The sequence below is a fragment of the Kitasatospora xanthocidica genome (assembly GCF_014656195.1).
GTDB classification, from domain to species: Bacteria; Actinomycetota; Actinomycetes; order Streptomycetales; family Streptomycetaceae; genus Kitasatospora; species Kitasatospora xanthocidica.
In genome coordinates this window covers 16,053-37,919 of sequence record NZ_BNBY01000040.1, presented here as the reverse complement: position 1 = coordinate 37,919, position 21,867 = coordinate 16,053, and the positions used below count along the sequence as shown (strand labels likewise).

Genomic DNA, 21,867 nt, shown 5'->3' with positions numbered 1-21,867 from the left:
CATCCGTCATGCCCTGGGGATCCTCACGACTGGCGGCACCTGGCGGCCATCTCACTGAGCACGTTCGAGGCAGCGGCCGGACCGGAGGCTCGCGAGGGTGCCGTCCGGTCGGGACGTCCACTGCTGGTTGGCGCCGCCGTTGCAGTCGCACAGTTCGACGGGCGTGCCGTTGGCGGTGCCCCGGCCGGTGACGTTGAGGCACTTGCCTCCGTGGGTGAGGGTGCCGTTGGCCCGGGTCCACCGCTGGTTGTCTCCGCCGTTGCGGCGGCCGGGCTCAGCCCAGGGGGTGGTCCGGTACCAGCAGGCGGGACAGCTCCTCCGCGATGGTGGTGGTCAGGTTCTGCACCTGCTGGTCGGTGGTCGGCGAATACGTGCCGGAGACCGCGATCGACAGGTCCTCGGACGGCAGGTACGCCATGATCGCGGCGTAGCCGGACAGGGAGGGGTTCTGCACGATCCAGCCGTGCACGACGAGCGCGGACATCCCGAAGTGGATGTCCTGGGTCTGCGGCATGCAGACGTCCTTCGGGCAGGTCGGCGTCGCCTGGCCGAGCCCGACGGTGCCCGGGTCGAGCAGGGTCTGGTAACCGTCGCGCGAGAGCGTCTGCCCCGAACCGATCCCGGCGCCCGCCCGGGCGAGGTCACAGATGTTCATGTTGATGACCGCGCCCGGCGCCGTGGTCCAGGAGGGGTTCCAGAACGTCGACTCCTCGTATGTGCCGCGTTCGTGCGTGAAGGCGTGCAGCACGGGGGTGGGGATGTCGGGGGTGTAGCTGTTCGATGTCGCGTGCAGCCCCAGGGGGCGGTAGATGCGCTGCTCCAGGAGGTGGTCGAGCCGGGTGTGGGTGATCCGTTCCAGCGCGAGGCCGAGCAGCTGGAAGTTGGCGTGCGAGTAGCTGAAGTTGGTTCCCGGCTCGTACCGCTGGACGTCGAGGTCCGCGTAGTGGAAGACATCCTGGGGCGTCCACTGCTTGAACGGATGGGCCTCCAGGTCGGCGAGGAAGCCCTGGTCGGTCACGTAGTCCCGGAAGCCGCTGGTGGTGTCGCCGAGCTCGCGCAGGGTGATCTCGTCCGCGTGGGGGATCTCGGGAAGCCAGCGTGAGATGGGGTCGTCGAGGCTGACCTGCTTCTCGTCGACGAGCTGCAACAGGATCGTGCCCATGAACGCGATGCCGACCGACCCCGCGCGGAAGCGCATGTCCGGGCGGGCCGGCACCTCGGTCATCGACGGACCGACCGCGCCGGTCCACAGGTCGCGCCCGTGCTGGGTCACCCGGGCGATGACCGCCCGCAGGTTCAGATCGCGCCGCGCGTTCTCGACGACGTCGCGGATGGCGCGGCCTTGGCCGTCGACCGGATCCGGGGAGGCCACGCACTCGGACCCACGGTGCCTGGTGGCGCCGGCGGCGTCGGCGGGTCCGGCCGCGCCCGCGATGAGAGGGACGGAGGACACCAGCAACGCGGCGGCGCACAGCAGCGCGGTTCTCTTACGAGTCATGCTTCACCATGTCCGCGCCACCCACCGCAAACCGCGCAGGACACCACGACAACCACTCCGATGGCGCATGCCCGGTGACGGACCCGCGATGCACGGGTGTCGCCGTCATGCTCGCGCCGCGGCGCCCGCCGCTTCCCCACCGGCCAGGATCAGGTAGCAGCAACCTGCCGGTGCTCAAGATCGAATGGCAAACGGTCAAGGTCTCCTGCCAGAGGGTGTTCTGTGGGCTTTTGACCTCTAATAAGCAATCTTGACTGCTTGTCGGATGAGTTTGTCCCGCCTCGCAGGGTGAGCCGGGAGCGGCCTGCGGGGAGAGATACACGTGGAGCAACGGTGTGATGATCCGGGCCCTGCCGACCTACATCCTTGACGGGAGGGGGCGGCCGGGTCCGGCTCCGTTTAGCCGGTGAAGGACTCCGCGTAGGCACCGAAGGCGTACATCGCTTCGACGCTGCCCGGTCGTGGCGGGTCGGTCGGGTCCCAGCCCAGCTCCCGGTCCTGGAGCACCTGGGTGAGCAGGGGGCGCCAGCGCGGGTCAAGGGTTTCGCGCGCCCATTCCAGTGCGCCGCGCTTGGAGGTCACCTCGCCGGTGTGCAGGGTGAACAGTGCCCGGCAGTAGGTGGTCACGGCATAGCGCTGACTCCAGGCAATGTCGAAGCGGGCCCAGGTCCGCAGGTCTTCCATGAGGCCCGGCAGCATCTCGCGCATCGATTCGCGCAGGGCCTGGGGCGGCACTGCGTCGACGAGGTCGGTGACCGGGGGGCCGGCGAGGGTGATTCCGTGGTTCCTGAGGATCCAGCGGGTGTGCGGGCTGTTGCAGTGGGCGTCCCAGATCAACTCGCGGTGGCCGTGGTTGCAGAACAGCCACGGTGTTCCGAGCCCGGCGACGGCGCGAAGGGAGGTGGTGTCCGCGTAGGAGCCCTCCAGGTGCTTGGTCCAGAACCCCGGACGGGTGGGAATCTCGTCGTGGAGCCGGCGGAGCTCTGCCTCTGTGGCCCCGGCGGGCAGGACGGTAGTGGCGACGATGAAGTCGCAGTCGCTGTGCAGGTCTCCGGCGCCCAACGCGAAGGAGCCCTGCAGGTAAGCACCGACGAACGTGTCGCCGAGGATTCCACGGACCGCGTGGACGAACTCGCCCAGGAGCGCGTCCAGCTCCCGGTATGGGGTGAACATGGGGGATCTCCATACCCGTTGAAGTGGAAGGGGTTCACGGGCGCGGCGGAGATGAACGGGACGTGCCGCCGCGTTCAGGCGCGGCGGATCCGCCCTGCGGCGAAGCAGTACGACGTCATAGGAGGGACGGTAGCCGTCGCCCCTTTGCCGGGCAATCGAGATTCCAGCGGGCGGATCGCGTCTCTTCCCGGCAAGCGGTCAAGATCTCGTGTCAGCGGGCGTTTGGAAGCATTTATCAGGAATAGGTACTTGGTCCTGACGGATGCTCATCGGCGACCGCCTCCGCGATGTCGTATCAGGCTGCGCTCAGCGATACTCGTCCCATGGAGTGGTTCGAGCAGGCCCGGGAAGCGGAACAGCTCCGGGATTGGGATACGGCTATCACGTTGGTGAGTGCCCGGGCCGAGTGCTACTCCGCCGACTCCTACGCCCACGACAACCATCTCTGGCACATGGCATTGCTTGCCCGCGCGGGACGACTCGCAGAGCTCACGGAGCTCGCCCTCACCGATGTCCACGCACGCCGGAGGCTCAACGCATCGCTTCGAGAGCGGGGGATGGAGGCGGAGCTGCGCATGCGCGCCAAAGGTGGCGACCGCGGCGCCCTCTACGGCCTTGTTCGACTGCTGTGCGAGACGAGCCGGGCTCAAGAGGCCAATCAAGCGGTCCAAGACCTCGGCCGAGAGGATCAGCACGCACACCAGATCCTGACCGACTGTGGATCGTCATCGAACGTCGAAGCCGCGCTCTAACTTGAGAGTGGCACTGTCGTGGCACGGGACGGCCTCTTGAACGCTGATGAGGTCGCCGGGATCCGTTGGGGCCGTCCTTCGGATCCTTGCCGTAAGCCTGCCGCGCTGATTGTCATCGTTGTCGGACGGTGTTCGGCTGTTCTCTGACTCGAGGCGGACGGTCAGGCGTCACCCTCCTCGAAGGCGTCGCCGCACGGCACCGATCGGTGCGCGGCTGGGTAGGCGCTCTTCTGGCCGCACTCCCCCGCGGCCGGCTGGGATAGTTCGAGGATTCGGTTCAGCGATTTTCCGCGGAAAATTCTGTGGCTCCGGACGGTTGGCACCACCGGTGTCCAGCTCGTCGACTTGGCCGACCGAGGAGTAGAAGCCGCACTCAGTCCAATCCCTCGGTTGCCGGTCCGGCCAGCGCTTGTCCGGTCGATCATGTGCGGAGTCGGATGACGAGGGCGGCTGCGGTGAGGGTCCCGAGGTAGACGTATCTGCGTCTGTCGTATCGGGTCATGGCTGCTCTGAGGTGCCTGAGCTTGTGGATCGCTTGTTCGACGGTGTTCCGCTGGGATCCCGTCGGTCGCCTGCCGATGGTTCCGTCACCGGCAGGCGACACCGCCTTCAGCTGACCAGGTATAGCGACCTCAACCGTTCCTAGTCGGTATCCGTCAGATCGTCTCGCCCTGTGCCTGAACCGAGGACCGGGACCGGAGAGAGCCACAAGATCGGCCGGAGAGGTTCTAAGCGGGGCGAAGGATGGGATCGATCTCAGCCAGGAGTTCGTGTAGCCGACGGGCCCCCCGGGCGACGCGGTCGTCAGCGTCCTGCGACAGTTCCTCGCACAATCTGATCGCGTCGTCCCGGTCATCGGAGAAGATGCTGAAGACATCGGCGACGGCGGTGTGGATCCAATCCCCGTGATTCGGATCGGCGACTGCCAGCGCGGACGCGACTGTCGCCAGTCCGGCCCTGTCCCTGCGCCGAAGCAGAGCCTCCGTGGTCACCCTGGTGACGAAGGTGTCACCAGGGTCCAGCACGAGCTCCAGCAGCGGCCCAAGGGCCTGCTGCATCTCGGCGAACCCTGCCAAGCCACGACCGGCATCCGCGCGGTCACGGTAGTCGCGACTTCGCCCGAGCTCGCCGAGCGCCACGACAGCGGCATGCCGCAACTCCGGTTCCACCCGTCTGCCCACCCCTCCCCCGACGTCCGGCAAATTACCACCAAGGCGTCCGACGGGTGATCGGCCGGACAGTTGCTCGCCGACCACGCCGACCACGCCGACCACGCCGACCACGCCGACCACGCCGGTGGCGTCGGTCGCAGCGAGAGCTGCCGGTCGGGAATTCGGATGTCCTGCCGGTGAGGTCGTGCGAGCATCGGCGGGTGATCGACGATGAGGAGCTCTTCAGCGCCGACTTGGTCGGCAGGCGACTGCTGAAAGTGACCACGGCTTGGCATCAGTACGCCGCCGACGAGCCGTCGCTGGTGCACCTGTGGCTTCACCTGGAGGGGTTGGGCCCGGTCCTGTTCCACACGCCCTCGACAGGCTTGTCGCTGCGAGCCTCTCAGCCGTATGAGCCGTACTCGATGGACGAGTACGGAAGCCTCTCGGTGATTGACGATTCGCCGGATGTTCCGGTGACCCGCTTCATCGGGCAGTCGATCCGCTCGGTCCGGGAGATCGATTACGACGACGGCCGGGTCCGCTTCACAGCCGGCCTCACGCTCCAGTTCCCGGACGGGAGCGTCCGCCTGCTCGGTCTCACCGACGACCTCCTCATCGCGCACGATCGGCACCTGGGCCCGGTCGAGGCCCATCTGCACGAGGACGCGACTATCGCGCGGGTGGTGCAGACCTGCGGGAGCCGCCCCTCGCAGTGGGACGCCTGGACGACCACGGGCCAGTACCTGTACCTGCGGTACGGGCACGGTGAGGGAACCGTCGAGCAGCACCCGAGCGAGTCCGTCGACACCTGCGACGGCGAGGAGTCGAGCCTCTGGAGCAGGTGGGACGACGGAACCGGCGGCGGCTCGATCGCACTCACCGACTTCCTCGCCATGGCCGGCCTGAGGTTGGCCCCGGACGCCGAGGTCCACACCACACCGCCGATCGACCCGAAGGCCTGAGAACGATGGTCACGAGCCCCAGCCCCGACTACGCGATCACCGCGATGTACTCCGTACCTGACGATGCCTGGTATCTGGAACTGGACCTCGTCCGGGAGCACCGGGCCGTGGTGACCGCGGTCATCCCCGACGAGGACCCGGCACGCGAGCCGACGGTGTGCTTCGATCCTCAGGGACGGCACCTCGACATCCCGTACGAGGTCATGCGGTGGTTCATGGACCAGGTCGCGGATGAGATCCGGACGTCTCGCGCTTGGATGCGGCTGCGGCCCGAGCTGGTGGAGGTCATCCACCGCTTGCGTCAGGAGTCTCTGGGCTTCATCGAGGACGCCGACTTTCCCGATGTCCTGGCGGAGCTGCGCGCGGCTGTCTCCGACGCGGACCTCCCCGCCGTTCTTGCGGCCGCCTTCGGACGGGACCCCGACGGCTCCCTCCTGGACGGCGGGCAGGTGTTCCGACTCGTCGATGCGATCGCGGTGGGACGTGACCACTGCCCCGCCGCTCCCCCAACCGAGGTCGATGGCTGGTGTTGAGCCGGATGATCGGCCGAGGGTTGGTCGCCCATGCTGCCACGGGGGCTTCGTCGTGTTCCTTCGGTTGCCACGCCCCAGGGCGTTAACCGGGTCGGCCTGGAGTGTCTCCGGATCCAGCGCACGTCGGAGCCGGCTCCGCCTTCCTCTCGGGCCTCTGCGACCTGAGCCCGTATGACCCGGACGTGTCGCTTGCCTCAGGGACAGGGCCGTTTCTGATCGGGGATCACTGGCACGGCCGGGCGGCGGAGACGCTTCCCCGCCGATCCGGCCCGGGCGGAAGTGTCAGTGCGCCGCTGGGACGGCTCGCGATTTTCCACGGAAAATTCATGGCGCGGAGATCCGTGGACGGGGGAGCGCGTCTGAGATCCGCTGGGTCCCGTTGCTGAGGCGTTGTCGAGCTCACCGTGAGCCGCTCGTCTGGCAGCCCTCGTAGACAGCCGGCCGACTCTCGCCGACGGCAGTTGTCGTTGCGCTAGAGAGCCAGGAACGCCTCGACCTCGCGTGCCAGGGCGGGCGGCACGTCGGCCAACCTCGAGACGACCAGGCGGATATCCCGTCTGAGTTCGGGATACTCGCTCCAGACCTCGGCACTCCTGGTGAGCACGGCGGCCAGCAGATCGCCCTCGTACATGTCACCTTCCGCCAGCGGGTCGACCTGGAGGGCCTCGACCGCCACGGGCAGGACATAGGTGAGGCCCACGTTTTGTCTGATCAGCAACCGCATGTCCTCGACCGTCAGGCTGCCGATCGGCTTGCGCCGAAGCTCGCGCACGGTCGCCATCAGCCGGGTTTCGCCGCCGACGGGGCCGGCCAGCGGTCGCGCTCGAGATCCTCGAGTGAGCGGTCACGGTTCACGAGTCGCATCACTGCTCGATCGTTTCATGCCAGATCTCACGCGCGGTCTCAGCGCTGCCTGCAGTTCGCCGTCTTGCCATCGGGCACCCGCCGTCGAAGGAGGCTTTTCGGCGGGCCCGGATTTTCTGCGGAAAATCGAAGCCGGTGGACTGCGGGCCGCCGGGCAATGGGCCCGGATCCGGCCGGCTCCCCCCACCGGCGACTCTGCGGGGCAGAGACCGGCCGTGGGCCGGCCTCCAGTGGACTCCGAATTTTCCGCGGAAAATCCTCTGCGGGGATCGCGGTCAGTCCCGGCGGACCCGGGCCGGGACTGAGAGGTACGCCAGGTGCTCCGGCTTGCCCTCGTAGTTGACGGGTGTGTCGTCGAGGTAGTGAGCGCACTCCGCGCTCGCGTCGATGGTGAAGAAGCCGCTCCGGTCGTAGTAGTCGACGAAGACCTTGTCGGGGACGCCGCCAGGGCCGGTGGTCGGGGGCGTCAGCTTCAACTGGATGTCCTCGTGAAAGTCGCGGAAGCCGACTGTCCAGCCCTGCCCGGTCAGGGATCGGCGGGCCCGGTCCATCGCCTCGGAGGCCTGTTCGTGCGTGAGCCCGGTGAGCGTGAAGCCGGCGCTGATCGCCGCAGTGCGGGGCTCGTGGGGCGGGTTGTCCTCCAGGCTGTCGACGAAGTGGGTGAGCCCCCGCCGGTGGCAGTCGGAGGTGTTGGCCTCGACACCGCGGCTGTGCCCCAGATCGAGTGGCAACCCGTCGGGCAGGCCGAGCGCGTCGTAGACGGCGAGCGTCCGGTCGTTCAGGTGCTCGGCGGTGGCTGCCGGGTCGGCCGCTGGGAACGGGTCTCCCTCCCAAGCCCCGGTGACCCTCACCCCGCCGAACACCACCGCACCCGCCACCACGAACCCCGCGAGCACGAAAGCCGCCCTGCGTGCCCGACTGCCCTTCTGAAAACCGATCCCCATGGTTCGTATCGTGTCCCGTGAGGTCCGGCCGCTTCATGAGTACCCGTACTCAACCCGGTGTCCCGTACTCAGCGCTGTGCCTCCCGCCCACTCCCCCGCCGGCTCTGCTGCCGGTGCGGCGGCGTCAGGCGAGCATCCGGCGTGCCGTATCGCGGAGCCGCTCGTCCAGGTGCCGCTCCTGGACGGGGAACCACGGGTCGTCCTCGCGCAGCAGTCGGCGCTCGCTGGTCGCGCAGTGCGGCAGGCGCGGTGTCAGGTCGGACGGGTAGGCGGCCCGGTCCGGTGGAGTGCCTGCAGGGCTCGTACGCCTATCGGGAGGGGCGGGTCGACCAGCGCGGTCAGGACGGGCAGCGCGAGGGACGGGTCGCCGGTGATGTGCCACTGAGCCTCGGCAGAGCGCAACCGGGTCCAGTCCGAGCCGCTGTCGAGGTGCCGCTCGATCAGGGCAGCAGGGGAGAGGCGGCCTCGCCCAGGCGGCCCGCCTCCTCCAGCTGTCGTGCGCTGTCCGCGAGCCGGTGCTCCAGCAGTCGCAGGGCGGCGTCGGGATCGCCGCCGAGGCGGGCGGCGGTGACCGTCGCGGCGACGGCGAGGCTGTCGTCGTCGGTGGTACGCGCGAGGGCTTCCAGGTGGCCGAGGAGATCGGTGTCCCGGATCGCCCAGTCGGCGCAGCGGTGGGTGAGGGCCTGGATCGGGTGTCGCCGCAGCAGGAGGGTGAGGTCGGGCAGATGGGCGAGCCTCCTCGGGGGAGAGGTGGGCGTAGAGGCCGTCCAGGCCGGTGCCGTCGGAGTGCCGCAGGATGAGGCGCTGGTGCTCGGGGCGCGGGGTCCGGACGGCAAGCGCGACCAATGCCTCCGGGCTCGGGTCGGGAACGTCCGTGAGCAGACGCGGATCACCGAGCTGACCGAGGACCGTCTGGGCCATGCGGGCGGTGAGGAAGTTGATGCGGGTGTGGGGGAGGAACTCGTCGGCGAGCGCCGGGTCCGGGTGGCGGACGTAGGGCAGCCACCGGGAGACGGCGCCTATCAGGATGCCGAGGTCCCAGGGGGAGTGCTCGTGCGGCAGGGCGGCGCCGAGTAGGCCGACGGTCTCGTCCTCGCGGTCGCGCCACAGCTCGGACAGCTGACGGGCGCGGCGTATGCCTCGGCCCTGGTGGTCTCCTCGGGCGATCCAACTGCGGGCCACCGCCGCGAGGGCGTCCGCGTCCTCGGCCAGGATCCAGGCGCGTTCGTCGGTGGTTCCGATCCCCGGAACGAACTCGTTGGTGTCCGCGTCGAACTCCGGGTCGCCTCCGGCCTAGGCCAGGACGGCGACCACGTCGGCCGGGTAGGGCGCCTCGGCCCGCTCCAGGAGAGCCAGGGCGGCCGCGGCGCGGACGGCCGGCACCGGGTCGGTGAGGGCGGAGCGGAGGCGGCGGTGGGCCGTGAGCGGATCAGGATCGAGGAGGGTCAGGACGGTCAGCGCCTCGGCGCGGACCGCGTCGGCGGGGTCGGAGTCGTAACAGCCGGTCAGCTCGCGGAGCAGTGTCGGGAGCGTTCCACCGGTGGCACGGCGGGCGACTCGGACGGTGTTCCGGCGTACGAGCGGATCGTCATCGCGCAGCAGGGGCAGCAGCCCACCCACCTCGGCGGCCACCTGGGCGCATCCCCGCACCTCGTCGTCGAACTCCGGCTCCGGCGTCGCCCCAGTGCCGCCGCAACCGGCCAGAGCCGCTAGCAGGGACGCCCGCTCGTGGACGGTGTGCACCGCCGCGTGGGCGAGGAAGGGGACGGCGGCCACGGCGGCCGATGACACCGACCCCTGGTGCAGGGCTCGGCCGAAGAACTTGAAGACGGCCGTGCGCGCCTGTTCCCGGTCGTCGGAGTAGAGGGCACGAATTCAGACGGGGACGTCGCCGCCATCGCCGTAGGCGTGGCCGAGGGGGACGGCCAGTCGATCGTTTCCAGCTCTTCAGGTGATCTCACGTTCGCGAACTCTAGGCGGCGGTGCCGACACACGGACGGGACGCGGAATAGGCCGGGGCGGTCGGACGTGATCGTGCTCCCGGTGTGAGACGTCATCCGGCCTTGCTCCCGGCCGAGCGATTTTCCGCGGAAAATTCCGAAGGTCCTGATGGTGGCTGCGACCGGGCCGGTGACACGAGCGCCGAACTCGAGCAGCGATCCAGGCGGTGCCGAGGCATCGCCTCGGCAGGTCGGAGGGGTCGCTGCGGGCCGTGAATTTTTCTGCGGAAAATTCCGGAGCACGGACTCAGCCGGTCCTCCGTGCGGATCGCGACCGGTGGGGGACAGTTGTCACTCGGAGCGGGCTCGGGCCTGCTTCTTCAGAGGGTCCTGATCGCTGTCGTCGGCACCGTCTGGTCGATCGATCTGTCACCGGCGCCTGGTTTCCGCTGTGTCGTCACCGTGATCAGGTCTCACCTTGGAACGGGACACCGGCCGCCGTGGACTCACCCAGTGCCGAATCCCGTAGCCACGTTCGCGTTCGGTCTCTACAGTCACCGCATGGCCACCGAGGACGAGCAGGCAAGTCAGCCCGACATCTCCGCGATGCTCGAAGACCAGACCAGCGCCTGCGCGCCAGCGCGTGACGCCATCGCCGCCGGCGCCGAGGTAATGATCTTCCCCAGGGCGTCGCCCCACTGGATGGTCGCCGGCATCACCTATAAGAGGCTGAGGCATTCATCGAGAATCGGCCTGACGACCCTTGGCCTCGACGAGACCGTGGAGATCCTCTACAGGCACCGCGACAAGCAGCTACGAACCGGCATCATCACCGCAGCAGACCGGTCCTGGTTCTACACCGTCTACCTCGACGCCGCCGGAACCGAGCTCCTGGCGTGCAGCGGCGTCAAGAACGAGGACCCGCGCAAAAGGCCCGGCCGGCAGCTCCAGCCGTAGAGGCCACTACCAGTGCCCACCCAGTTCCAGGGCGACCGGCTCCCGCAATGGATCAAGGCGGTCCGCGCCGACGACCTGCCCAGCCTCCACGTCTTCGTCAACGGCCTCGAACGCGATCTCGCCGCCGTCACCGCCGGCCTCACACTGCCGTGGAGCTCCGGCGTCGTCGAAGGCCACGTCAACCGGATCAAAATGATCAAGCGTCAAATGTACGGACCCGCTGGCTCCGGGCTGCTGCGGAAGCGCGTTCTGCTGGCCCCGTGACCGTGCCTCGGCCGATCTCGCCGACCGAAGCGCAAAAGACATGGACCAGCTGGGTAAGGGCATGGTCCACTGCGCGCATGAGTTTGTTGGTAGACGTTTTCACCGCTGATGAGAACGGTGAGTCCCGCTTCCTTGACGTGCCCAAGGGATCGTCTGATCTTGCTGGCTTCGAGAGCTGGCGCACCACGGTCTGGGGATCGGACACCGTCCGCTCACTCGGCGCGCGGTTCTTCCCTCAGTTGGCTGGAGACGATCTCCGCGTTCCCCCGGAAGACGTTCCGGAGTTCATCGAGGAAGCCCTCCTGCTCCAGAGCAACATCGAGTCCATCGCCGCTCGCATGGACTCGCCCAAGCCCGTCGCCCAGCGTGTCGGCGAGATCGCCGGTCGGCTGAACAACATCCTCGACGCCGCCCACCGGGCGTCGCGGATCCGCGGCGGAGTCCAGATCTGGTAGGCAACGCGCAGGATTCTGTGAGGAGGCCGATCACTCGCCGCGACCGACCACAGGAGTGCGACCAGAATCGAAATCAGTGAACAAGCCAATCGGTAGCAGATCATCGTCGACACACCTGAACCACACAGTCCAGCGACCTGCCGAATCCTTCGGCTCGTGGAGCCGGTGCCGCTGACAGATTCCGGCGGGCCGATGGCATCCTCCCGACCAGCCACACGGAGTCGCGTCCACGTCCACCGTCGGGGCGGGATGTCAGTCCCGTCGGGGATGCTCGGTGGCGGACGACGTCACGACAGGGGGCCTTCAGGTGTCGATCAGTATTGCTAGCCGTCGCCGTGCGATGCCGTCTCTTACCGCCGCGTTCCCCGGTGCGGAGATCATCGACGTGACCTCGAAGGCACCGGACCCGTGGGTACGGCTGAGCCCGTTCTACCCGCACGGCGGCATTCCCGTCCCGTTCAGCGACGGTGTGACCGGTGAATCGGTGGAGGGGATCTGGCAGGCCCTCAAGGTCTTCCAGGACTCCGACGTCGACCCCGCGAAGCTCGGCGTCACCACGATGAAGGGCCTGAAGCGGACGGTCCGTCGACACGGCCCCGTCCTGGGACACCGAACCGGCCTGCACGGCGACCGGCTGCTGCCCTACGAGACGGCCCGCCGTCGGATCTACCTGCCGGCCTACCGCTGGATCCTGGAGCACCGCGTCGCCGACCTGGTCGAGCTGATCAGGAGCAAGAACGACGTCGTACTCCTCGACTACACCACCAACGGGGACGTCACCGACCCCACCAGCCCGCTCTCGCACGCGGCGCTCATCCAACTACACATCGAGGGGCGCTGGCCCGACGAGGACGGGATCGCGGAGTCCGGCGGGATCGCCGGGCGAATGCCATGAGTGTCGCCGGGACGGGGCGCGACGGGTGGGCCGGGCTCCGTGGGTGCTCGGTCGTGGTCGGGCGGGATCGGACCCGCTGATTTTCCGCGGAAAATTCCGAAGGACCCTGGAGCACTGACCCAGGGCCGGGATCCGCCTCACGGGGCACCTGGTCCATGCCGTCAGGGTCCATGTCGCCCGACTTCCCACCGTCTCGAATTTTCCGCGGAAATCCCCGGTGCCCGATCAGGAGCTGGCCGACGCGCCCGGTACGGGACGCTGCCTCAGGTCTCAGACATCATGGCGCCAGCGATCGCCGGCGAAGCCGGACAACGCGACCTCCAGGGCGAGCGGCACCACCTCGGTGGAGCCTAGCTCCCACACCCTGACCCAGCCTTGCGAGTCGGTGAGGTGCCGCGGGGTCGCCAGCCCGGTCACCGGCCTCATCACGAGACAGTAGGAGACGTTCACACCGGGGGCGCCGTCCTCCGCGTTCCGACTGAACCGGATCCGGCGCACCCGGACCTCCGTCACCTGGTCCCACCGCAGACGCAGTCGGCGGCCCTCGTTGAGCTGCACGCCCTCGCCGTCGATGCGCAACCGCGTCGCCACCGCCCGCAAGGCCAGTCCTCCCAGGACGAGGACGCCGAGCACCGCCAGCAGCAGAGGCCACCAGCGCACCAGCTGGAGCCGGCTCTGGTGCAGATCGGCACGGAAGCCCGGTCCCGAGGTCATCGGGGAGACCACCAGGAGGAACACGGCGGTCAGCGCCGACAGATCGAATGTGAGCGCTCGCAGGGCCCTGACGCTGCTCACACTGCTCCTGAGCACCACCGCGCGTGGACTTTCGGCGCTGTCGGCCATCCCGTCTGCCGCCACACCCGCGAGCCGATCCCTGAGCGCGGAGTGCCGGAACTGGTAGACCGTTCCGAATTGCCGTAGCACGCCCAGCTGGCGGCCCTCCTCGAGAAAGCCCAGAACATCCCGTGGCAGACGTCGTTACGCAGCCAGGATGAGACGCGTGGCGTTCCAGCGGCCCCATCGGCTGAGGGCCATCAGCACCGCGGCCGAGCACGACCAGGCGATGACGAGCCCGCCGACGATGAGTAGCGGATCACTGTAGAGCCAGTGGAAGAACGCCAAGGAGGTCCCCGCGATGGCTGGCGCGACCACCATGGATTCGACCAGGGCGATCCTGCGCTCGCCGTCCAGCAACTGTGCGGGTCTGGCCGCCAGATCGGACTCGGACGAGCGGGTCAGCAGCACACCGGACAGTAGGGGAAGAACGAAGACGCACAGGCTCGCCGACGTGCTGCCGGGCAGGGACACACCGATGGCTGCCGTGGTCAAGGCCGATGCTGCCAGGAGCAAAGGTCCACTGATTCCGCCCGCCGGCCTGCGTGGGCGGTCGTCGAAGCCGGTGAACAGGTGCCTCGTCAGCACCCTTCCGAATACCGTCGTGATGATGGCGACCGAGGCGACGGCACCGAGTGCTTGGCCCACGCCCGCGGTCCCGAGCCCGGGTCGTGGGGGAGAGGCCCCGAGAAGGGCGGCGAGCCCCGCGAACGCATAGCTCGCCGCCGTGCCGCAGACAGCCGCGGCGACGGTGACGACGGCGCCCCAGACGCCCGGTTCGGTCAGCAGGCTCCGCAGCTGCCACCACGCGATGGTGTGGGTACGTCGGCGGTGGAGCTCGATGGCGAGGAAACGGCAGTACGCGGGCGCCTTGGCGGGCCTCCAGCGGCGGACCGATCCGGGGAGGTAGGACGGCCGTGGTCCCTGCGCGCAGACGGCGGGAATCACCCCGTCAAGGAGATGGCCCTCGATGTCGGCCCGCGTGGGAAGCCGTTTCGCGTCGAGTAACTCGCGAGGGTCGGCCTCCTTCGGTGTGTACACCGTCGCCGCGAGTCCGAGCATCAGAGGGGAGGAGAGGGCCTGGGCGACCGGCCCCTCGGGATCGCTCTCCATCGTCTCGAAGACCGGCTGCCAGGACCCGAGGTGTTCTTGATCGCACAGCTGGGCGAGGTAGGTCCTCCCGGCCTCGGGCGGGACCGGCAGGACGCGCAGCACCGGAACACCCCGCAGGAGGGGCACCTTCTCGACGGCACCCTGGTAGGCCTCTGGTCTGGACGTCAGAACCAGCGTCTCTCCGGTGTCGAACAACAGATTCAGCGCCTTTGCGGCGTCCTCGCGGGCGAGCGGCAGCAGCTCGTCGAAACCGTCCAGGACCGGAACGATCCGGCGGTTCTGCACCAGCGACTTCACCATGTACGGATCGAGGCCTTTGACGCGTTGTTCGTAGTCCTCGCTCACCCGCCTGATGACCCAGTCCCAGAAGTTGGCCTCAGGGTTCCAGTCCGACAGCGAGAAGATGACTGGTACGGACTCTCCGGAGCCTGGCTCCCTGCCCTTCAGCAGCCCGAGCACGAGAAGGATGGCGATGGACGACTTGCCCGCCCCGAGCGCGCCGGTGATGACCATTTGGTGCGGTGACAGCGCTTTGGCACGTGCGACCAGACCGTCGAGCCCGACCTGCTCAGGACGCCTCTCGCCCGGCCCGTTTCCGTTTCCCTTCTCCAGCTCACAAGGAATCACCATCGGAGCGCACTCCCGTAGACCGCGAACGTTGGCCTCATCCCGCCACTGATCCAGGACCTCGCGGGCCAGCCCGTCCAATACATCGCTCTCGGCGGCGGCAGACCGTCCGTGACGGGAAGCGAGCGAGGAGCCCACGTAGATGTCGCCGGCGCTGCCTACCTGGATCAAGTTCCGGACGGAACCCTCGTTGCTGTTGTGCACTTCTCCAGTCACCTTGACATGCTGTCAGGCCAGGGGCGGAGGTTAGGGCCTTCTGGTGGACTGGGGCTGGCGGCGCTTCTCTGGCTCGAGAGGCTTGATGGAAGCCCGGGTTTCCTGTGGCGAAGATGTCCGTTCAAGGCCTTGAACATAAAAGACATGGATAAACAGTTTCTAGAGGTCAGGAGGCTGATCCCGTGTCCGGCTCGCCCACTTGATGTCCCGCGCCATCATCGTGCGGCTGGCCTTGACCGCGGCGATTCAACTGGACAGCAAAGCTGGCGCGAATGTCCTCGGCACGTCCTGCAGTCAGCGTGGTTCCCCGCGGGTGCCGGGGGCACTCGGCTTGCCGATGCAGGCTACCGATCTCAACTCCCAGGCCGCTTGCTGCTGGCGGCGACCGGGGGAGAGACCGTAGCCTTCGCTAGGCCTTGCTACCTGATAGCGGCCCCAGTGGTGGCTGATTCTCCCGGGACGCCTGCACCCAGCCGACTGGGGATCAGTCATGGGCTGCGGCGGCCGTCGGCAGCCGCCGCAACGAACGTGTCGATTCGGATTTTCGGGGGCTTCTGGGATTACCGGTGGTGACTGGCGATTCCCGTCAGGGCGGCAACAATCTGAAGCAGGCGCACCAGGACCAACAACGACCGCATCTTTCCGGCCTTCTTGAGCAAGCGCCAGAGTTTCTTCATATCTCACTTCTTTATGCTTGGGCTTTGGTGTCTTCCAGAGGAAGCGGAGCAGTGACCTTTCCGTTGCTGCAGTCCCCTGTATAACTTTCGCAGCCCTCGCATCGGTGGTGCGGAACGACGCACCAAGTCTGGCAAACCGATGGGAGTGAAGAAGGAGAGTAGCGGCGCACACCATGAGGGCGCGCCCTCTGGGGTGTGGGGACGGATCCGTGCGCCACAGGTGGTGAACACGGCACTCCGGGGCTCGGAGTGCCGTGGGCGGCGTCATCAGGTGACCCCCGCAGGTGCGGGGAAGGCTGAGTGGAAAATCGCCGTCTTTGGGCCTGTATAACGGCTGACCCCCGCTGGCGCGGGGAGGATCTATAGATCCTAGCCTGCTGTCGGGGGATAAGGGGTGGGCGTTCGGTTTCCCGATCCTTGTCCTGCAATCGTGAATAATTAACACCCTCTCGACTCGTGGAACTCTGCATAAATGTGCGATGTGTCGGATTTATGTTCGCTTTCGCCGGGATTTGCGTGAGTCGTGCTCTTCGCGATGCGTACGTCTCATGAGGCATCGCGATCGCTTATCCTCGAAGTGCTCCCAGGGGTGCAGTTCGGTGCCACCGGCCCGGGTCCGCAAAGAATCTGAGACAACTCTGGCCGGTACGCCACCTGCCTGAGATCACAGCTGGTGTAGCAGTTTCTGTGCTGCACCCTCACCGATACTCGGAGGCCAGCGGCTGGGCTGTGACCGCGAACCGGTGACCGCGTCGCCGGGCGGGCCTCACCGGGTCGGGATGCTTCTCCAATCCAGCCCTCAATGTCCGACTTATGCGGGATCATGTGAGCACCAAGCGGACGTATCGCCCTGCGACGGCGGGGCGAGGTGGGCGGGCGCGGTGGCGAACAAGATGCAGGCACTGGTCTTCGACTACAAGGCCGTGTTCCAAACGGACACGACAAGACCCACGCGCTGGCCCTCAACGATGTCGCCCTCAGCCCGCCGATCGCCCGCCGCGACCCGCATTTCGCCTTCCTCGGGCACACCCGCCACGCGGCCGTCCACGGCCTGACCGGTGACTCCAACGCCGTCCGACGCTCGCTCTCCCACGCGCAGGACGCCCTCGGCCGGGCGGACCTGGCCGCGTCCCGGCCGGTGTGGATAACCGCCTTCTACGACCAGTCCGAACTCGACTCCCTCGCCCTCGCCGCCCACCTGGCGGCCGGGAACTGGCAGGACGCCGAAGCTCACGCCCACCGCAGCATCGCCCAACGGTGCGATGCCACGCAGCGGTCCCGCGCGATCACCACCGTCCGCCTCGCCCGCGCCCAACTCGGCCAGGACGACCTGGAGCCCGCGGCACCGCCCGCCGCATCCACGACTCCCTGCTGACCGCCCGCACCGAGGACCGCGTCACCCTGATGGTCAACCCGCTCGCCGGAGACGGCGAGGAGTTGGCTGTGCCCCAGGTCGTTGGCGAACTGCTTGCGCTTGGCGGTGGCCCAGGTGTCGGCGTCGACTGGCGGGGAGCGTCATTCCGGGCACGCGATATTCGGAAGCCTGCGACGGCGGTGACTCGTATTGTGTGCGAGCGAAGATCGTCGGTTGGTGGGGAGAAGTGTGCGGTCCGAGGAACACATTGCGTGGGGGCGGGACTTCCCGGTCCGGTACCTCCTGGTGCGGGAGTACTACGACGACGATGACGAGAAGGCGGGAGAGCTGTGGGGGCGCTGCGCCGAGGTCGAGGGGCTGTTCATGGACCCGCCGCCGCTGCCACGTGAGGTCCTGACATTGCGCGGTTGCCCACGCGAGAGCGAACTGGCCCGGGCGGTCACGCGGCCGACCGATCCCGTACGACTGCTGGGCGATATGGGCCTGTTCATCCACCCCGAGGATCCCGCGACGGACAGCCCCCGGTTCTGGGGCCTGGAGAACGTGGCCGTTCTGGCCCACCGGCCCGCGCCTGGCGATCCCGATCGCGTGGACATCACCGTCGGTGCCGGCGTCGAGGACGACTGGGGCCCGCAGCTCCATCCCGCCCCGCAGATCGACCTGTCGGGTACCGACTTGGAGGGCAGCTGCCTGTCCATCGACGGCCTCTCCGGCCCGCGTCCGCGACGGCAGACCCAGCCGCTGCACCTGATCGGCTGCGAACCCACCGAACCCCTGCTGGCCGAACTCCGCTCACCACGGCTGGAGGAGGACCAGGTCATCGCGCTGTGGGCGCTGGACCGCAACGGCCGCCGCATGACCCAGTACGACCTCCATTTCCGCCCCGGTGACGCCCGCCCGTCCGTCCTCGGCGGAACCCTGATCGACATCACCATCCCCGACCCCAGCGGCGACGGCCGGCACGAACCTTGGCTGGCCGACCGCCCCACCCTGACAGCCCGCCAGGTCTGGGAGGTCTGGTACGAGGGCGTCCCCACCCGGCCCAACCAGTGGGCCCGGTTCGACGAGACCGGCCGGAAGGAGTGGCACGACCTGTGCCGCATCGGCCCCTACGGGCCAGGCGTCGGCCGTTCCGGCGGGACGTATCACCTCGACGGACAACACGCGACCGACGAGACCGGTCTGCTGCTGGCACTCGGTGAGGCCCTCATCGGCCCCGGTGGGACCTACGGTGGCGGCCTAGACTCGGTCAAGGATCACCTGTTCGGCGGACCCTCCGTCTTCGCGCCCTTCACCCTCGTCTGGCACGGCGCCGAGACCTCCCGCACCGCCCTCGCCGGGCACATCGTCGACCACCACGCCAACCGGTCCTACTTCGACGCCACCGTGAACCTCCTGCAGACCTACGGCGTCACTGTCGTGCTCCGATGAAGTCAGCCTCCCGGTCCGCCCGCCCCTCCCTTCAGGGCCAGGGAACTCCCCCGGTTGCTGTAACGCGCAGGTGTCGAGAATCTCGGTGAGCGCGCTCTTCTCGGTCTCGGTGACGGAGGCCGTAGACGTACTTGATGTCGGCCTAGGCCCGGCCGTAGATGCACCAGAAGCCGACCCTCTGGCGGGCGCCAGGCGTCCGGCGACTTTCCGGTTCGAGGCCGCGGAGACCGCGACGAGCTGGCTGTGCTCCAAGTCGTTAGCGAAGGCCTTGCGCTTGGCGGTGGTCCAGGCGCCCGCGCCGGACCGCCAGGCCGCGGCGAGACCATCTGGTCGATGTCGAGGGCCTTTGCTTCTGTGAAGATCTTGTCGTCGTACAGGCTCGTTCAGGTGCTGGTGATTGCCCGGCACTGCGGGGAGGACTGGTAGCTGGTGAACAGCCAGGCTTCGTTGATCGGCTGACCTCCGCGGGGGCGGGGAGGACCTGTGCCGGGGCGAGATCAGTGCGCTCGGCCTAGGCTGACCCCGCGGGTGAGGGACGGAGCCCGCAGGGTCCTGCCTCGGTTGTCACGCGTCTTCCTCCTGCTGGTGGTGCGGACCCACCATCGTGGCGTGACCGACGTCGTCCTGCGGTCCGTTCGAGAGTGGTCGGATCCGGCAGTGCTGAACGAGAGCGACGCTGGCGGTCAGGTCCTCAATCCACCGGCCCCAGCCCCAGCCTTCGCACGAGACGCACCGCCCGTACTCGACCGGGTCGCTGCCGACGACGCTCACTCGGCGTTCGCCGGCCTGGGCAGCCGGCACCCGATGTGCTCGGTGATCCAGTCGTAGATCCCGGTGAGCTGCCCGTCATACGTGCCGAGGCCGTAGTCGCGGCACTCCCGGCAGACGCCACAAACCCGATCCGCGGCCGGGTCCGGCTGCTCGGTCACTGTTCCTCCTGAAGGCATCCGCTGGTGCAGGCCACGACGGGCCAGCCGAGCGAGGCGGTCGCCTCACCGGTCAACGTGAAGTGGTGGCCGGCAGGCTCCAGCTCGCTGGCCTCGCTGCCACAGCGAATGCAAGCAAGCTCGTGGAGCTGTGCGTATGTGGGCGGCTGCTGGTGGGTCGTCACGGGCACAGCATCGGCGGTCACTTGGGCCGCCACCAGGGCCACGGTGAGTACCCATCGTGGCGCCACCGTGACCGATACGCTCGTCACCTCACCGACTCTGGGAGGCAGCCGTGTTCGTGCCGGAACCGCTACCCGCAGGGGTGCTTGCTGACCCGATGTTCGTTGCCGCGTGTGCGGCCCGCCAGATCGGGCCCGTGTTTCAGGCTGTGCGTAAGACGGGTGTCGGCGCTGCGGAGATTGCCCGCCGCACCGGCCTCACCACCAGCCGCGTTACTGAGATCATGAGCGGCGGTCGGGTGGTGGAGAGCATGGCCGTGATCGAGCGGATCGCTGACGGCCTCCGCATTCCCGGCCGGATGCTCGGCCTAGCCGATCGGCAATGGGAGGGGCTGACCGTCGCCACTGGCTACGAGCCGGCCGCTGTCCCTGAGGCCTGGGAAATACTGGACATGCTCATGCATTCGACGGCCAGCGACGCGGCCCTCCGTCGGCTCGAACACGTGGTTGCCGACACTGCCTTCCGTTACCCGTCCACCCCGCCGGCCGAGTCGAGGCAGGTCCTCCGCCGGCAGCTCGCTGGCGTGCACGCGATGCTCGCGCGCCCCCAGGCAGTAGATGCGCGCCGGCGCGGGGTGCGGATACTGGCGGTCGTGTCCGGCCTGCTCGGGCTCGCCAACCATGACCTCGGCCACCGCGTCGAGGCTGACGGATTCTTCGACGTCGGTACGGCCGCCGCCACCGAGGGCGAGGCCGACGACCTGGCCGCCTGGGTCCTGACCATGCACTCCATCGCCGAGTACACCGCTGGCCGGAGCACCGCCGCCGCCGACCTGCTGCGGAAGGCCGTGGTCCGGGCCGAGGCCGCGCCAGTGCGACGCCTGGCTTGGGTCACGGCCAACTTGGCCCGGACGCTCGCGGCCTGCGGCGACCAGGAACCGGCTCGTGCAGCCCTTGAGCAGGCGACGAAGCTGCTCGACTCCGCTGACGAACCAGTGCACGGCTTGGACTTCTTCACCGCCCCGCGGCTTGAGGGCATCGCGGGCGAGACGTGCGCCCACCTCGGCGAGTACGACGATGCGGCTGCCCTGCTGGTGACGGCCATCGGCCGCCGAGATGCTGCCGATATCAAGGGCAGGTCGGTGCTTGCGCTCGACCTCGCCGAGGTACGACTGCAGCAAGGTGACGTGCACGAGGCGTGCGCCATTGCGCGCGACGCACTCGACCTGGCCAGCGCCACCGTGGTGAAGCCGCTCGTCGTGCGGGCTCAGGGCCTCCGACGGTCCCTCGCGCCGTGGGCCCACGAGAGGCCCGTACTGGAGCTGACCGCGCGCGTGAAAGAGTTGGAAGCGCTACTAGTGCGCGTCTGAGGAGGCTGACGATGGAGTGGGAGACGTTCGGACGTCGGCAGGTGTACGGCAGCCCGTGGGTGGAGGTGTGGCTGGACGACGTCGAGGTGCCCGGGCTCGGGCGGATCGATCACCACGTCGTCCGTTACCCGAAGGCGTCGACCACCTCCGTTGTCACCGACGACCAGGGCCGGTTCCTCCTGCTCTACCGGCACCGGTTCATCACCGGCCGCTGGGGCTGGGAGGTGCCGGCTGGATGGACTGAGCCCGGCGAGGACCCGGCGGTTGCGATCGCCCGTGAGGTCGAGGAGGAGACTGGGTGGCGTCCGGGCCGCGTTGAGCTGCTGACCGAGTACGACGCCATGGCCGGCATCTCGGACGCGCATTTCCGCTGCTTCCACGTCACCGGATGCACTCAGGTTGGTGCGCCGGAGGACGCCTCCGAGTCGACCCGCGTGGAGTGGCTGCCGGAGACTGAGGTAGTCAAGCTACTGGTGAGCGGCGAGGTCAACGACGGCCCGTCGCACGCCGCGCTCAGCTTCTTCCTCGGCCCGTACCGGCTGGCGCAACGGGCTTGACCGGTTTGGTCGCAGGGTCAGCCACAGCGCCGGGGCCGGGCTTACCGCCCCGATAGGTTCGGGGCCCACCGGCCAGCAGGAGGAGACCCGTGCCAAAGTTGTGACCCGCCGCAAGATGGGGCCGATCGCGATCATCGGTCCACACCTTCATGATGATCTGCATCGCAG

21 protein-coding genes and 2 pseudogenes are annotated in these 21,867 nt (G+C 68.2%); 11 read left to right on the top strand and 12 right to left on the bottom strand.

The genetic code is table 11. The annotated features are described in order from the left end of the window. Positions 1–51: 51 nt before the first annotated feature. The 3 genes and pseudogenes from IE332_RS37065 to IE332_RS37055 all read right to left on the bottom strand — a co-directional run. Positions 52–249: pseudogene (locus IE332_RS37065) on the bottom strand (ricin-type beta-trefoil lectin domain protein); the annotation flags it as partial. A 25-nt stretch (positions 250–274) separates the two neighbouring features. After that, positions 275–1,498, bottom strand: a complete 1,224-nt coding sequence (locus IE332_RS37060; protein WP_189925431.1) for a serine hydrolase domain-containing protein — start codon at positions 1,496–1,498, stop codon at positions 275–277. Positions 1,499–1,897: 399 nt separating this feature from the next. After that, positions 1,898–2,671, bottom strand: a complete 774-nt coding sequence (locus IE332_RS37055; RefSeq protein ID WP_189925429.1) for an aminoglycoside adenylyltransferase domain-containing protein — start codon at positions 2,669–2,671, stop codon at positions 1,898–1,900. 323 nt (positions 2,672–2,994) lie between these two features. Here IE332_RS37055 and IE332_RS37050 point away from each other — a divergent pair, with 323 nt between their 5' ends. Continuing rightward, positions 2,995–3,423 (top strand): hypothetical protein, encoded by a 429-nt coding sequence (locus IE332_RS37050; protein WP_189925427.1) that lies wholly within the window; start codon positions 2,995–2,997, stop codon positions 3,421–3,423. Positions 3,424–4,151: 728 nt separating this feature from the next. Here the strand turns inward: IE332_RS37050 and IE332_RS37045 are convergent. Beyond that, positions 4,152–4,715, bottom strand: coding sequence for a hypothetical protein (locus IE332_RS37045; RefSeq protein WP_229929213.1), 564 nt, complete (start codon positions 4,713–4,715; stop codon positions 4,152–4,154). Positions 4,716–4,795: 80 nt separating this feature from the next. Here IE332_RS37045 and IE332_RS41535 point away from each other — a divergent pair, with 80 nt between their 5' ends. Continuing rightward, positions 4,796–5,539: a hypothetical protein gene (locus IE332_RS41535; RefSeq protein ID WP_229929212.1), complete on the top strand. Its 744-nt coding sequence runs from the start codon at positions 4,796–4,798 to the stop codon at positions 5,537–5,539. Between the two features lie 5 nt (positions 5,540–5,544). Further along, complete coding sequence (locus IE332_RS37035; protein WP_229929211.1) at positions 5,545–6,072, top strand: hypothetical protein; 528 nt, start codon at positions 5,545–5,547, stop codon at positions 6,070–6,072. A 472-nt stretch (positions 6,073–6,544) separates the two neighbouring features. Here IE332_RS37035 and IE332_RS37030 read toward each other — a convergent pair whose 3' ends face one another. From IE332_RS37030 to IE332_RS37015, 4 genes are all read right to left on the bottom strand, one after another. Then, the gene (locus tag IE332_RS37030; protein ID WP_229929210.1) at positions 6,545–6,853 is read right to left on the bottom strand and encodes a contact-dependent growth inhibition system immunity protein; all 309 of its coding nucleotides are present in this window, start codon (positions 6,851–6,853) and stop codon (positions 6,545–6,547) included. A gap of 358 nt (positions 6,854–7,211) precedes the next feature. Next, entirely contained in the window at positions 7,212–7,880 is a 669-nt protein-coding gene (locus IE332_RS37025; RefSeq protein WP_189925425.1) for a hypothetical protein, read from the bottom strand. Positions 7,881–8,320: 440 nt separating this feature from the next. Then, positions 8,321–8,716: a hypothetical protein gene (locus IE332_RS37020; protein WP_189925423.1), complete on the bottom strand. Its 396-nt coding sequence runs from the start codon at positions 8,714–8,716 to the stop codon at positions 8,321–8,323. A 457-nt stretch (positions 8,717–9,173) separates the two neighbouring features. Beyond that, positions 9,174–9,671, bottom strand: coding sequence for a hypothetical protein (locus IE332_RS37015; protein ID WP_189925421.1), 498 nt, complete (start codon positions 9,669–9,671; stop codon positions 9,174–9,176). Positions 9,672–10,381: 710 nt separating this feature from the next. On the opposite strand from IE332_RS37015, the gene IE332_RS37010 reads away from it, so the two are divergent. From IE332_RS37010 to IE332_RS36995, 4 genes and pseudogenes are all read left to right on the top strand, one after another. Continuing rightward, positions 10,382–10,777, top strand: a complete 396-nt coding sequence (locus tag IE332_RS37010; RefSeq protein ID WP_189925419.1) for a hypothetical protein — start codon at positions 10,382–10,384, stop codon at positions 10,775–10,777. 15 nt (positions 10,778–10,792) lie between these two features. Then, a pseudogene (locus IE332_RS37005) lies at positions 10,793–11,041 on the top strand (transposase); the annotation flags it as partial. 77 nt (positions 11,042–11,118) lie between these two features. Then, positions 11,119–11,496: a hypothetical protein gene (locus IE332_RS37000; protein ID WP_189925417.1), complete on the top strand. Its 378-nt coding sequence runs from the start codon at positions 11,119–11,121 to the stop codon at positions 11,494–11,496. A 274-nt stretch (positions 11,497–11,770) separates the two neighbouring features. After that, positions 11,771–12,391, top strand: a complete 621-nt coding sequence (locus tag IE332_RS36995; protein ID WP_373313944.1) for a DUF6939 family protein — start codon at positions 11,771–11,773, stop codon at positions 12,389–12,391. Between the two features lie 270 nt (positions 12,392–12,661). Here IE332_RS36995 and IE332_RS36990 read toward each other — a convergent pair whose 3' ends face one another. Continuing rightward, positions 12,662–13,234, bottom strand: a complete 573-nt coding sequence (locus tag IE332_RS36990; RefSeq protein WP_189925415.1) for a hypothetical protein — start codon at positions 13,232–13,234, stop codon at positions 12,662–12,664. Between the two features lie 135 nt (positions 13,235–13,369). Further along, positions 13,370–15,169 (bottom strand): NACHT domain-containing protein, encoded by a 1,800-nt coding sequence (locus tag IE332_RS36985; protein WP_189925413.1) that lies wholly within the window; start codon positions 15,167–15,169, stop codon positions 13,370–13,372. Positions 15,170–16,726: 1,557 nt separating this feature from the next. On the opposite strand from IE332_RS36985, the gene IE332_RS36980 reads away from it, so the two are divergent. Further along, positions 16,727–17,233, top strand: coding sequence for an NsdA family TPR-like regulatory protein (locus tag IE332_RS36980; RefSeq protein ID WP_189925411.1), 507 nt, complete (start codon positions 16,727–16,729; stop codon positions 17,231–17,233). 228 nt (positions 17,234–17,461) lie between these two features. Continuing rightward, on the top strand, positions 17,462–18,664 hold the full coding sequence (locus IE332_RS36975) for a barstar family protein (protein WP_189925410.1): 1,203 nt from the start codon (positions 17,462–17,464) through the stop codon (positions 18,662–18,664). A 767-nt stretch (positions 18,665–19,431) separates the two neighbouring features. On the opposite strand, the gene IE332_RS36970 is transcribed toward IE332_RS36975, so the two are convergent. Both IE332_RS36970 and IE332_RS36965 read right to left on the bottom strand, forming a co-directional pair. Continuing rightward, positions 19,432–19,593, bottom strand: coding sequence for a hypothetical protein (locus tag IE332_RS36970; RefSeq protein ID WP_189925408.1), 162 nt, complete (start codon positions 19,591–19,593; stop codon positions 19,432–19,434). After that, the gene (locus tag IE332_RS36965) at positions 19,590–19,862 is read right to left on the bottom strand and encodes a hypothetical protein (RefSeq protein ID WP_189925406.1); all 273 of its coding nucleotides are present in this window, start codon (positions 19,860–19,862) and stop codon (positions 19,590–19,592) included. Before IE332_RS36965 ends, IE332_RS36970 begins: the two co-directional genes overlap by 4 nt. 23 nt (positions 19,863–19,885) lie before the next feature. On the opposite strand from IE332_RS36965, the gene IE332_RS36960 reads away from it, so the two are divergent. After that, entirely contained in the window at positions 19,886–21,142 is a 1,257-nt protein-coding gene (locus tag IE332_RS36960; RefSeq protein ID WP_189925404.1) for an NsdA family TPR-like regulatory protein, read from the top strand. Positions 21,143–21,153: 11 nt separating this feature from the next. Next, positions 21,154–21,699 carry an NUDIX hydrolase gene (locus IE332_RS36955; RefSeq protein ID WP_189925402.1) on the top strand — a complete coding sequence of 182 codons (546 nt, stop codon included), beginning with the start codon at positions 21,154–21,156 and terminating at the stop codon, positions 21,697–21,699. Positions 21,700–21,867 lie beyond the last annotated feature (168 nt).